We start from the raw sequence: 11,690 nt of genomic DNA on the forward strand, positions 1-11,690 counted from the left end.
CTTATCCTTTCGGTTTGAATAACAATGCTCCAATGAAGCCGAAAATAATAGCCGCTGATACACCGGCGCTCGTTACTTTAAACATGCCGGTAATAACGCCAACGATGCCATGTTTTGCAGCTTCTTCCATTGCGCCATGAACGAGGGCATTACCAAAGCTTGTAATAGGTACAGTTGCCCCGGCTCCAGCGAAATCAATTAATGGCTCATACAAATTAAATCCATCTAATATAGCTCCAGCAACAACGAGTGTTGCCATTGTATGAGCAGGTGTTAGTTTGCCGACATCAAACATAAGTTGGCCGATTACACATATAAGTCCGCCAATGACGAAAGCCCAGAAAAAAATCATTGCGTTGCACCTCCAAATTCAATCGAAACGGCGTGAGCGATACACGGAATCGTTTCTTCTTGTTGGAATGTAAGTGGAGATAGTAAAGCGCCTGTCGCAACGACAAGTATTTTTTTGAACTCTCCTCTTTTCATTCGGTTTAATAAATGACCGTATACGACTGTTGCGGAACATCCAGGTCCGCTAGCACCAGCTATGACAGGTTGTCCTTCTCTATAAATGATAATTCCGCAATCTTGAAATTGTTCGCTCGTTACTTTCGTTCCGTGTTTATGTAGTAAGTCATAAGCAATTTCGCGTCCTACATGTCCGAGATCGCCTGTTACGATTAAATCGTAGTAAGAGGCATCAATTTGACGTTCACGTAAATGGGCTTCAATTGTATCAACTGCAGCTGGAGCCATTGCGCCTCCCATATTAAATGGATCCGTTAATCCCATATCAACCACTCGGCCGATTGTTGCAGAGGTTACTCTTGGACCGTGTCCAGTATCGCTTAAAATAGCGGCTCCTGCTCCGGTTACTGTCCACTGTGCAGTAGGCGGCTTTTGTCCACCGTATTCGGTAGGGTAGCGGAACTGTTTTTCTACAGCTGTATTATGGCTTGAAGCTCCAGTTAATAAATATTTTGCACCTTTTGCATTTACGATACTTGCCCCAAGTGCTAAACCTTCCATAGAAGTAGAGCAAGCCCCGAATAATCCGAGATAAGGAGTCCCAAGTGTGCGGCAAGCAAAGCTTGTTGGAGTAATTTGATTAATTAAATCTCCTGCGAGTACGAATTGAATATCATCTTTACGAAGCTCTGCTTTTTCAGTAGCGCGACTACAAGCTTCTTCGAATAAAATCTTATGTGCTTTTTCATAGGAATCTTGTCCGAGCCATAAATCTTCATGAAGGATATCGAAGTCTTCTGGGATGTTCCCCTTTGCTTCAAATGGTCCACCGACAACCCCTGTTGAGATAATGACTGGTTTGTTTTCAAATACCCACGTTCGGTGTCCTTGTAACATTTATAGCCCTCCCCATTGAACGAGAATAGTTTTAATAAGTGCGATGACGAAAGCGGAAAATACACCAAATAAAATAACAGAACCAGCTAGTTTAAACATATTGCCGCCAACGCCAAGGACAAATCCTTCCGTTCGATGCTCAATACATGCGGCAATAACAGAGTTACCAAATCCAGTAACAGGTACAGCTGTACCAGCACCGGCAAACTGTCCAAAACGATCGTATATACCAAATCCAGTTAGTAACATGGAGATGAAAATGAGCGTTGCGACTGTTGGATTGCCTGCTGAGCGTTCAGTGAAATCAAAATATGTGATGTAAAAAGTAGAAATGAGTTGTCCGATGAAGCAAATAAAACCACCGACGAAAAAGGCTTTTATACAATTTTTTAAGACAGGTCGTTTCGGTTCGCGTTCTTGTTCGAATTTTTTATACTCCTGTTGTACAGGGGTTAAGTTTTTATCTTTACTAGACATTGCAATCCTTCCTTTTCTTTTAAAAAGCGTTAAGTGTTAGACTCCATTTTTTTACCAATGAATTTTAATTGTTTATTAATTTCATCTTTAGATACTTCTTTTTCCTTAATTTTTCTTTCGAGTTTTTCGAGTAACATAAAGATTTTTTTATCTGTACTGACACGAACATCGAAAGTAGGGTGCTCATCACTTAGTTGCTTTTGAAGCTTTTTACGAAGAGGTTTTAATCCAAACCTTTCGTGATGCTCAGGTGTAACTGCTATGTAGAGATCTAAATTTGAATTCACTGCTGTGCTTTTTATAATTTCATCCATAGCGAGAGCTCTTTTCTTCGCTCCTTGTGATATAGATTGATTAAAGGATTCCGTACTCGTCTTTGTTAACTTTGGACCTTTTTCTTTCTCCGTTCGTTTTGCTTCTTCTTTCACTTTTTTATCTAAAGGACTATTATCACATCCGGTAAAAGAGCTAAATAGAAGTGCAAATAATGCGGTTATGAGGCCGAGTTTTCGCATAATTATCATTCCATTTCTATTGCAATATGTAATGTGATAGAAAAAGGATGACTGCATATCATCCTTTTTCTATTTCACAGCAAGATTGGTTCGTTATTGCTGTGAGTATTGTGGTTCTTCTTGTTGGACTTCTTCAACACGTGGGTTTAAAGAATCGATAATCGTTTGTGTTTGCTGCGCAGCTGTTTGGAAAAGTTGCTTAGCTTGTTGGTTATCCGTATCAAGAGCGAATCCCTCTAAGCTAGCTTGGGCACTTTTTAATCCAGAAACAGTCTGCTTTAATTTTGTAATTACAGTCATTGAATGAAGCCCCCTTTGGAATATCAATTCAAAGATTATAATTTGTGAGTTGGGGTGAATTTATGATTGGAAAATTTAGGGGTGAAATAGATTTTATATGCTTTTAGCTAAGATGCATAAGGTATTACGGGGATATTTTTATTGATTTAGATGGATTTTATTGCTATTATTATGAGAAGAAAATGAAGTGTTTTCTATAATCATGCGCCCATAGCTCAGTCGGATAGAGCGGTGGTTTCCGGTACCACGTCTGCCGGGGGTTCGAATCCCTCTGGGCGCGTTAAAAAGTCCTAACTTACGTTTTGTAGGTTAGGACTTTTTTTATTTATCTCATTATTTAAGGGTTAAACAAAACAAACTGATGGAAGTTTCATTTTATATGTGTACTTTCAAAATGCCTTGTCTCATTGCTTCTGTTAAAGCTTCGGAGCGTGATCCTACTTTTAATTTTTTGAAGATTTTTGTTAGGTTGTATTCTACAGCTCTTGAACTCATGTACAGTTCATCAGCAATTTGTTTATTGCTACTTCCTTTAGAGACGGATTCTAAGATTTCTAATTCTTTTTGTGTAAGAAGAGCGGTTTTATTTTCAAGTTGTTGAGTCGTTATATCGTCTGTACGTAGTTGACGTAATAAAGAAATAGGAAGTAAAGTATATCCATTTACAGCTGCACGAATTGCCATTAATAGCTCTTGCTGAGAAGCTGATTTACTAATAATTCCGCTGATACCAGAGTTTATTAATAAATTAAATTGGGATACGTATTCAAAACCTGTGTATAAAATGATTTTTGCATCTGTTTGAATATGTAATATTTTCTGGGCGAGTTCAATACCACTACAATTGGGCATATTCATATCCAAGAGATATACGTCAAAAGGTGTAGCGTCACTTTTTATAAGTGCTTCCTGTTCATTTAAAATATATTCTGCTTGCATATCTTCTTCTAATTCAATCATGCTCTTTGTTCCTTCGCCTACAATTTGATGATCATCTACGATTAATACTCGAATCATTATTTACCACCTCGGAACTGTAATGTTTACTTGAAGTCCTTTTTTAGTTTCGGATACTATATGTATTTCTCCGCCAATTGATTGAAGCCTTCCTTTTATACCGGAAATCCCCATATGCTGCTTAGGAGAGTAGGGAGTGTCTATATCAAAACCTTTGCCGTTGTCTCGGTAGTCTAGGAAAATGCAGTTATTCTCTTCCCATAAAAAAATCGATACGATGGTTGCCTCGGAATGTTTATCTGCGTTTGTTAGTAGTTCTTGAATGATACGATATAAAGATAAAATTTTGTCAAAATCGTAATGATGTTCTTGAATTGATTCATGATCAAATTGAATATGAAACTGCACACGTAATTGTGTTTGGGCTAGCAATTCTCTTAATGCACCAATTAAACCAGCATCTGATAAAAGTGATGGACGCAATTCATTGCATGTGTCGCGAATTTGTTGTATTACATCGTGCATACCGAAGTGGATTTTTTTTAGTTCATTTTTTAATTCTAGTGGAACGGATTTGTTTTTTAGTAAAGAGTCTAGTTTGCGGTACCATACGATTTGATCTTGTAATGCAGAGTCGTGTAAATCTGAAGCGAGTCGGCGCCTTTCTTGTTCAGAAATTTGAAAGAGTAGGCGTGATAAGCTTGCAGAATTTGTTTTGGATTCTAAACTCTCCTGCTCTAGAGAATGAATAATTTCATTAATAGTATACAAGTTTTCGTAAATAAGACGGACGTATGTCGTGACAGTGATGAACCATGATTTTTCATGCGTATTATATTTAATATTATTCAATTTTCTTCCAATCCAGATGTAGTGTTTTATATGTTTAGTAGAGTATAAGTAAATGCCAATGCATCCATCATCCTCTAATAAATCATTAATTAGTAATGCTGCCATACTCCATTTTTTCTTTTTAGAAAGTGTGAAATCTTTCGTTTGTCGATATCCGTTACAGAGTGTATATGTGTTGTCTTTCATATCATATTGAACAAATTGAATAAAAGAAGGTTTCAACATCGAAACGATTTCATTAGTGAATTTTTTCTCTAACTCTTCTGTTTTCATAATAGATGATAGCTGTGCGGTAAACTGTTCAATGTTTACGTATAAGTTTGTTTTAGTCCGAAAGAGGTGATTACGGAATGTAAAATCTAATCTTTCTTTTAATATGAGAAATAGAATGTTTAACGGAAAAATAATAATAAAACTTTGCAGTAGTCGAGAGAGAAAATTGTCTTTGTAATAAATGCTCCAGCTCGTAATGATTGCAATTAATAGAGTTGGAATTAGTGACAGAAATGCGTAATACCGTAAACGATCAAATACAAACTCTATATCAAAAATCTGCTTCGTCGCTACTAAATAAAAATACCCGATTGGAAGAGCGATTAGGAACATAGCGCCAATATCTGCTGAGAGAATAGGTGTTTTGAATATTGCATCTGGAAGAGCATAGAGTGTAACGAACGGAAAGAAGGCAATGGAATGAATCGTGAGCATTAATTTTAAAAATGGTTTATGTACTGTACTGTGATATTTGATATAGGCACGGATTAAAAAATATATACAAAAGATAATATTTATTGAAAGGTAAATTAGTTCTAATCCATCGGTATTAACTATTGGACATGGAATGAACATCGTTAAAATAGAGAGTAATAGTAAAATAATGCCGATTGTAATATCGATTTTTAGAAATCTCATAGAAATAACGTATAGTTGCTTTTTCTTGAATAATTCATTCAACAATAAAATGAGAGACATAGGTGTACCTTGAAATACAATACTTAAAATAATGAGAGCGATAAAATCACCTTTACCAGATTCAACTGCGATTAGAAGACTTGAGGAAGTCATGAATAGAAACGTGATCAAAAAGAATGTTTCCCGGTTCAAAGGCTTCTTTGTATAAAGAAAAATAGATAACCCTAAACAAATAAAAGCGAGTAGGAAGGGAAAGTATACAGAAATAATTTTGTCACGAGAATCAATAAAATGTTGTGTTCCTTTATAAGTTTGGGTAATATCGTCTTTTTTAATTTGTATTTCAGATGCATTTAGTGATTGGTTTTGGTATCCAGGAAGTATTCCTAAATGAGGCTTTTCTTTATTTATCGAATAGATTATATCTCCTTCTTTTAAGTCCGTATGAAAAGCCCAACCGGAGGATTTAATTTTTGCTATTGTGTATGTAGTTGAGTCTGTTTTAGAAATAAGAACTCCACTATATGGTTGGTTTATTTTATATAAGATATAGCCTTGTAAACAAAAATACAGGATAGTTACACATAAAATGAAAACGAAGTTACGTTGTATCTGCAACGGTTTAGACACCTCTCTTTGTAGGTATATCGTTTAATTTCTGAATATTTTTATAATAATATTTAAGAAGTTTTCATACAATCAATGTCATCTGTTGAAATTGCGGTGAACCACATAAGAGTGGTTCGCCTTTTTTACGGTAAATACAGTACGGATTGCGGACAATAGCATCAGAAAGAAGTCTATGATAAAGATACAACTTAACAAGTAAATGAAGGAGGCAATAGTGATGAAAAAGTTTTTTTTGATGATAGGCGGGATTGCATTAGGAATGGCGGTTATTTATTTCGTAAAAAGCTAAAAGGGGATGTTATATATGGCATTTGAAATTCAAGGATTAAATAAAACATTTGGTGAATATAAAGCCGTTAATGATTTAAATATACGTGTAGAAGAAGGTGGAATTTTAGGGATGCTGGGCCGAAATGGTGCTGGTAAGACGACAACGATTCGTATGATCTTAGATTTAATCAAACCGGATAGCGGCCAAATTCTATGGAATAATCGCCCTTTTTCAAAGAAAGACCTATCTATTGGCTATTTACCAGAAGAGCGTGGATTATACCCGAAAATGAATGTAGTGGAGCAATTGGTGTATTTCGGCAAGTTAGAAGGAATGCCAGCTAATCTTGCAAAAAGGCATGCGTTACAGTGGCTAGAAAAATTAGAAATGACACCACATTTAAAGAAGAAAACAGAGGAATTGTCAAAGGGAAATCAACAAAAAATTCAATTGATTTCAGCGATATTGCATAATCCAGAATTCATCATACTAGATGAACCATTTAGTGGCTTGGATCCTGTAAATGCAGAGATGTTAAAAAATGTTGTGCTCGAGTTAATCGCGCAAAGAAAAACGATTATCTTCTGTAGTCATCAAATGGACAGTGTAGAAACGTTCTGTGAGGAAATTTGTATTATGAAAAATGGTCAACTTGTATTATCGGGTGCCTTGTCAGATATTAAGAAAAGTTATCAATACAAATATATGACGTTGCAAACGGAAGGGGATATTGAACCTATTCTTAAGAAGAAAAATTTCAATTTTGAAAAAGTTAATCGTACGTTCATGATTAAAGTTAATGATGGAGAGGATGCATTTTCGCTGCTTGAAGACATTAAAACTAAACAATATATCCGAGATGTTTCTATTAAAGAACCTTCTTTATATCAAATCTTTGTTGAAAAGGCGGGTGCATAAGTAATGAGGAATTTCTGGATTGTTTTAGGGCAAACGTATTGGGATCGTGTGAGGACGAAAATATTTATTGGGATGACATTGTTATTAATAGGGGGAGGGATATTCTTATTCTCCTTTCCAACTTTAGTACAAAAGTTTTCTGGAGAGAAAGAAAAAGCAAAAGTTGTATTTATTTCCGAAGCACCTAATGTTACTTTGGATCAATCTAATCTTAGTAAAGCTCTTCCAGAATGGGATTGGTCTTTAGGTGATAAAACAAAATTAAATCAATATAAGCAACATTTGTTAGATAAGAAAGTCGAAGCGCTCTTTATATTAAAAGAGGGTGCGGGTGCTGAACCAGTATTAGATTACTTTATGAAGGTGGATAATCCTAAGTTGATTCAAAGTGCGCAGGTATTTGTACAAAATCAGTATTTTCAAAGTGCGGTAGTTAAACAACAGTTATCAGAAGAGGCTGTGAAATCACTGACGATGAACGTGCAAGCGAAAAAGCAAAACTTAAATAACGAAGAAACAAGCTCATTCTTACTGGTGTATTTATTAGTAGCGATTATGTACTTAGCAATTACTTCGTATGGAAATGCGATTGCTACAGCGGTAGCGTCAGAGAAGGCGTCGCGTGTTATGGAAGTGATGGTAACGAAGGTGTCGCCTGTTCACATGGTCTTTGGGAAGATATTAGGAGTCGGTCTTGCTAGTTTGACACAGTTATTTATTTTCTTCCTTATTATGGCGCTATATATTAAATCTGGAATTTTTAAGGTATCGGATTCGTTTTTTGGAGTGAATATTGATGTAAATATGATTACAGGTGAGCATGCTGCATATTTCTTGTTATATTTTGTTCTCGGTTACTTCGTTTATGCGGCACTTTTCGCAGTGTTTGGTTCTATGGTAAGCAGGCCAGAAGAATTATCCGGAACAACGATGCCGATTACTCTTATATTGATGGGAAGCTTAGTGGTGGAGTTATTAGTAGTACTTGATAACCCTGAAGGGCTAGTATCAAGGGTGACATCATATGTTCCGTTTACAGCTCCAATTAGTATGGTAGTTAGGATTATTAATGGATCCGTTGGGAGTTTAGAAATTATTACATCTATGGTTGTATTACTGGCTAGCATTAGCTTAATTGCTATGTTTGCAGCGAAGGTCTATCCGAAAGGTGTATTAAGAAGTGGTAAGAGCCTTAAATTCATTCAATTGTTAAAAAATAATTAATTGCAGGGGGGAATAAATTATGGGATTTTTTTCGAAAAGAAAACAAAAATGATGGATAGTAATAACGAGAGAAGCGTGAAAAAAATAGTTGAGTTGTCTGTGGAAGAGATGAGAGGAATTCAAGGAGCGTCTAGTGAATCGAACGATTATCTCTATGATTCCTATGTAATTAGGAATCAAAGTTCCTTAGTTTTAAATAAGAGGTTTCTTTCTTAATTAAGAATCGTAAAAGAGTAGTTAGGCATAGTGAAGTGTCACTATACCTAAACTGCTCTTTTTATTTTGGAATTGAACAGAGATAAATTTAATGTTGTTATATATAAAATTAAGGGTTACTATTAGTATGTGGTAACAAATAATTGAGTTTATTATTTTCTTTCAATATTATTCAAATTTAGGTTGTAAGTTGTAAATCTCATTAATACATATAAATTAATAATATTTTGGAATGGGTGTCTGTGATAGCATTCTCCTTTTACCAAACTTATTGTACAATAGAAACAAGGGGGAGATTAGTTTGAAGGCAAGTCTTTTACAAGAACAAAGCTTACGTTTGGCAATGACACAAGAGTTAAGGCAAGCGATTACAATGCTCCAGTATAATGTACAAGAATTATCGGAGTTTTTGTATGAGCAATCGTTAGAGAATCCCCTTATTGAGTTAGGTGGTTTTGAGAGGGAGAAGAAAAAGAGCTCTAACAACAGTAAAAGTACCAGCAAACAAGTCGAGAATCAGATGGAGATCTACAGTGTGGATTCTACAACGATTCAGCAACATTTATTAAATCAAATACAGTATTATAAAATAGATGAAGAAGAGCGAAAAGTAGCTTCTTTCATTATTATGAACATGGATGGAAATGGATATTTACAAGAAACGAATGAAGAGTTAGCAGAGCTCCTTTCTGCGCATATTCATGTAGTCGACCGCTCTGTGGAGCTTGTCCAATCACTGGAACCAGCAGGGGTAGGGGCGCGTAATATTCAGGAATGTCTAACCTTGCAATTGAAGCGCTTACAAAGACGGAATGGATTAGCAGAAGAGGTTGTAGAAGATCATTTCGCTTATTTTGTGAAGAAAGATTGGCGAAAGCTCGTTCAAGTGTTGAAATGTAGTAATGAGGAATTACAGAGTGCGGTAAATTGTATAACGTCATTACAACCAAAACCAGGTCTTGCGTTTTCTTCAGATAAACCACTTTATATTGTGCCTGATATGGCGGTGAAAAAAGATGGCGATCGCCTCGTTTTACAAATGAATGAGAGAAATATGCCGAGAATTGAAATTCATTCTGAATATAGTGCGCTTCTTAATAATAGTGAAAGTGAAGTAGCATCTTACGTATCAGAAAAGTATCAGCATGTGCAGTGGATTATGCGCAGTTTGAAGCAGAGAAAACAGACGCTGCTGCAAGTGATGAATATTATTATGGAAAAACAACGTGATTTCTTCTGGAAAGGTCCAGAGTATTTAAGACCTCTCGCTTTAAAAGAGGTAGCGGAAGAGTTAAGTGTGCATGAATCAACAATTAGTCGTGCGACGCGAAATAAATATGTGCAAACACCACACGGTTTATTTGAGATGAAATCGTTCTTTAGCAATGCCGTTTCGACGACTGAAGATGAAGCAGTTTCTACAAAACGTGTAAAACAATTTATTCAAACGCTAGTTGGGGCAGAGGATAAGAAAAAGCCACTTTCAGATCAAAAGATTTCAAAATTATTAGAAGAAGAGCATGAAATTGTTATTTCTCGAAGAACAGTGGCGAAGTATAGAGAACAAATGCATATCCCAGCTTCGTCATTACGAAAAACGATCGGATAGGTGAAGAAGATGAAAGTTGTACTGTATACTAAAAAAGATTGTGGCCTTTGCGTGAAGGCGAAACAAGTTTTACAGGAAGTACAATGTGAATATTCTTTTCAAATCGAGGAAATAGATATATATGAAGATAATGACCTTTTAGAAAAATATCACTTAATGATTCCGGTTGTAGAAATGGACGGAAAACAAGTAGAATATGGTAACATTCACAAAGGTGTCATAATAAACTATATAAAGAATGCAGTTAAGAGTTGAATAAGTTTCTATCTCCTGTTACAATAATACACGTAGCAGGGATTATTTTTTTAACCTATGTGGGACACAAAATGTCACTACGGGACGTAAAGTGACCACAAGGGAAAATGAACCGATGTAGTGAGGAGAAAAGATATGCGCTCATGGATTCAGAATACAAAAAAATTATTACCTGATCTGCTACCTGTTATGCAAACGAGAATGCAAATTCTTCAATACATTAGGCTCATGCAGCCGATTGGAAGAAGAAACTTATCAGCAAGCCTCGGTATGACAGAACGAGTATTGCGAAGTGAAGTTCAAGTTTTGAAAGAACAAAACTTAGTTCACGTCGCTTCTTCTGGAATGACTTTGACAGAAGAAGGAACAGCTTTAGTTCTTGCTTTGGAAGACTTTATGAAAGAAATTTCCGGGTTAAAGGTTTTAGAAAAGCAACTTAAGGAAACATTAGACTTGGATGAAGTTTTCGTTGTCCCTGGTGATAGTGATGAATCACCTTGGGTCAAACTGGAGATGGGCCGTGCTTGTGTGACTTGTATAAAAGACCGTCTGACAGCGAATAATATCGTTGCTGTGGCTGGAGGAACTACGCTAGCTGCTGCTGCGGACATGATGCAACTTGATTGCAAAGATTTACATATGCTATTTGTCCCAGCACGTGGTGGAATTGGAGAAGGTGTTGAATTAGAAGCCAATACCATTTGTGCCAAGATGGCGCAAAATACGATGAGTAATTATCGCTTATTGTATGTTCCAGACCATGTTAGTAGCGAAGCATATGCGTCTATTGTGACAGAGCCTTCCGTGAAAGAAGTTCTTGAGTTGATTCGATCTTCCAATATCGTCATTCATGGAATAGGTGATGCGTTAACAATGGCACGTCGCAGAAGTACTTCAGAAGCAGATTGGTTAAAGATTCAAGCAAGCGAAGCAGTTGGCGAAGCTTTCGGTTACTACTTTAATGAAGAAGGAAATGTTGTTCATAAAGTAAGAACAGTTGGTATGCAACTTGAGGATTTACAAAATGTATCTCACGTTGTTGCAGTCGCTGGAGGTTCTTCAAAGGCAAAAGCAATACAGGCTGTAATAAAGCAAGGGCACACTTCAATTCTAATTACAGATGAAGGTGCAGCAAAACAATTAACAAAGGGTTTTACCCTTTAATATAATCCCCCAAGGAGGAAATTCA

The 11,690-nt window shown here is 36.1% G+C and carries 12 protein-coding genes, 1 tRNA gene and 1 pseudogene; 7 read left to right on the forward strand and 7 right to left on the reverse strand.

The window, feature by feature from the left end; genetic code table 11:
* Position 1: 1 nt before the first annotated feature.
* From spoVAE to ATL10_RS07960, 5 genes are all read right to left on the reverse strand, one after another.
* Entirely contained in the window at positions 2 to 352 is a 351-nt protein-coding gene (spoVAE, locus tag ATL10_RS07940) for a stage V sporulation protein AE (protein WP_000575919.1), read from the reverse strand.
* Positions 349 to 1,365 carry a stage V sporulation protein AD gene (gene spoVAD / locus ATL10_RS07945; protein ID WP_000938972.1) on the reverse strand — a complete coding sequence of 339 codons (1,017 nt, stop codon included), beginning with the start codon at positions 1,363 to 1,365 and terminating at the stop codon, positions 349 to 351. The genes spoVAE and spoVAD overlap by 4 nt, the downstream gene beginning before the upstream one ends.
* Positions 1,366 to 1,842: a stage V sporulation protein AC gene (spoVAC, locus tag ATL10_RS07950; protein ID WP_000095399.1), complete on the reverse strand. Its 477-nt coding sequence runs from the start codon at positions 1,840 to 1,842 to the stop codon at positions 1,366 to 1,368.
* Between the two features lie 29 nt (positions 1,843 to 1,871).
* Positions 1,872 to 2,357: a YhcN/YlaJ family sporulation lipoprotein gene (locus ATL10_RS07955; protein WP_001228545.1), complete on the reverse strand. Its 486-nt coding sequence runs from the start codon at positions 2,355 to 2,357 to the stop codon at positions 1,872 to 1,874.
* A 93-nt stretch (positions 2,358 to 2,450) separates the two neighbouring features.
* Positions 2,451 to 2,657 (reverse strand): DUF1657 domain-containing protein, encoded by a 207-nt coding sequence (locus tag ATL10_RS07960; protein ID WP_000216166.1) that lies wholly within the window; start codon positions 2,655 to 2,657, stop codon positions 2,451 to 2,453.
* Between the two features lie 204 nt (positions 2,658 to 2,861).
* On the opposite strand from ATL10_RS07960, the gene ATL10_RS07965 reads away from it, so the two are divergent.
* A tRNA-Arg gene (locus ATL10_RS07965) sits at positions 2,862 to 2,937 on the forward strand.
* A gap of 95 nt (positions 2,938 to 3,032) precedes the next feature.
* On the opposite strand, the gene ATL10_RS07970 is transcribed toward ATL10_RS07965, so the two are convergent.
* The gene (locus ATL10_RS07970; protein ID WP_000621765.1) at positions 3,033 to 3,674 is read right to left on the reverse strand and encodes a response regulator; all 642 of its coding nucleotides are present in this window, start codon (positions 3,672 to 3,674) and stop codon (positions 3,033 to 3,035) included.
* 3 nt (positions 3,675 to 3,677) lie between these two features.
* Positions 3,678 to 5,996 (reverse strand): sensor histidine kinase, encoded by a 2,319-nt coding sequence (locus ATL10_RS07975; protein WP_001166936.1) that lies wholly within the window; start codon positions 5,994 to 5,996, stop codon positions 3,678 to 3,680.
* Positions 5,997 to 6,312: 316 nt separating this feature from the next.
* Between ATL10_RS07975 and ATL10_RS07980 the strand changes: the two genes are divergently transcribed.
* The 6 genes and pseudogenes from ATL10_RS07980 (at position 6,313) to cggR (ending at position 11,665) form a co-directional block, all read left to right on the forward strand.
* The gene (locus tag ATL10_RS07980) at positions 6,313 to 7,197 is read left to right on the forward strand and encodes an ABC transporter ATP-binding protein (RefSeq protein WP_000863494.1); all 885 of its coding nucleotides are present in this window, start codon (positions 6,313 to 6,315) and stop codon (positions 7,195 to 7,197) included.
* Positions 7,198 to 7,200: 3 nt separating this feature from the next.
* Positions 7,201 to 8,421, forward strand: a complete 1,221-nt coding sequence (locus ATL10_RS07985) for an ABC transporter permease (protein ID WP_098284346.1) — start codon at positions 7,201 to 7,203, stop codon at positions 8,419 to 8,421.
* 19 nt (positions 8,422 to 8,440) lie between these two features.
* Positions 8,441 to 8,637: pseudogene (locus ATL10_RS32325) on the forward strand (hypothetical protein).
* Between the two features lie 301 nt (positions 8,638 to 8,938).
* Positions 8,939 to 10,246, forward strand: a complete 1,308-nt coding sequence (gene rpoN, locus ATL10_RS07995) for an RNA polymerase factor sigma-54 (protein ID WP_000647954.1) — start codon at positions 8,939 to 8,941, stop codon at positions 10,244 to 10,246.
* A 9-nt stretch (positions 10,247 to 10,255) separates the two neighbouring features.
* A complete protein-coding gene (locus tag ATL10_RS08000) occupies positions 10,256 to 10,501 on the forward strand; it encodes a glutaredoxin family protein (protein WP_000869730.1) in 246 nt (81 codons plus the stop codon).
* A 135-nt stretch (positions 10,502 to 10,636) separates the two neighbouring features.
* On the forward strand, positions 10,637 to 11,665 hold the full coding sequence (gene cggR / locus ATL10_RS08005) for a gapA transcriptional regulator CggR (RefSeq protein ID WP_001258185.1): 1,029 nt from the start codon (positions 10,637 to 10,639) through the stop codon (positions 11,663 to 11,665).
* The last annotated feature ends 25 nt before the right edge of the window (positions 11,666 to 11,690 follow it).

It is taken from the genome of Bacillus sp. 196mf (assembly GCF_003217275.1).
Lineage (GTDB): Bacteria > Bacillota > Bacilli > Bacillales > Bacillaceae_G > Bacillus_A > Bacillus_A thuringiensis_S.

What these genes read in the sequence shown, in the direction of transcription:
- spoVAE (WP_000575919.1), bottom strand. Translation starts at nt 352, where the DNA reads ATGATTTTTTTCTGGGCTTTCGTCATTGGCGGACTTATATGTGTAATC.
- spoVAD (WP_000938972.1), bottom strand. Translation starts at nt 1,365, where the DNA reads ATGTTACAAGGACACCGAACGTGGGTATTTGAAAACAAACCAGTCATT.
- spoVAC (WP_000095399.1), bottom strand. Translation starts at nt 1,842, where the DNA reads ATGTCTAGTAAAGATAAAAACTTAACCCCTGTACAACAGGAGTATAAA.
- ATL10_RS07955 (WP_001228545.1), bottom strand. Translation starts at nt 2,357, where the DNA reads ATGCGAAAACTCGGCCTCATAACCGCATTATTTGCACTTCTATTTAGC.
- ATL10_RS07960 (WP_000216166.1), bottom strand. Translation starts at nt 2,657, where the DNA reads ATGACTGTAATTACAAAATTAAAGCAGACTGTTTCTGGATTAAAAAGT.
- ATL10_RS07970 (WP_000621765.1), bottom strand. Translation starts at nt 3,674, where the DNA reads ATGATTCGAGTATTAATCGTAGATGATCATCAAATTGTAGGCGAAGGA.
- ATL10_RS07980 (WP_000863494.1), top strand. Translation starts at nt 6,313, where the DNA reads ATGGCATTTGAAATTCAAGGATTAAATAAAACATTTGGTGAATATAAA.
- ATL10_RS07985 (WP_098284346.1), top strand. Translation starts at nt 7,201, where the DNA reads ATGAGGAATTTCTGGATTGTTTTAGGGCAAACGTATTGGGATCGTGTG.
- ATL10_RS08000 (WP_000869730.1), top strand. Translation starts at nt 10,256, where the DNA reads ATGAAAGTTGTACTGTATACTAAAAAAGATTGTGGCCTTTGCGTGAAG.
- cggR (WP_001258185.1), top strand. Translation starts at nt 10,637, where the DNA reads ATGCGCTCATGGATTCAGAATACAAAAAAATTATTACCTGATCTGCTA.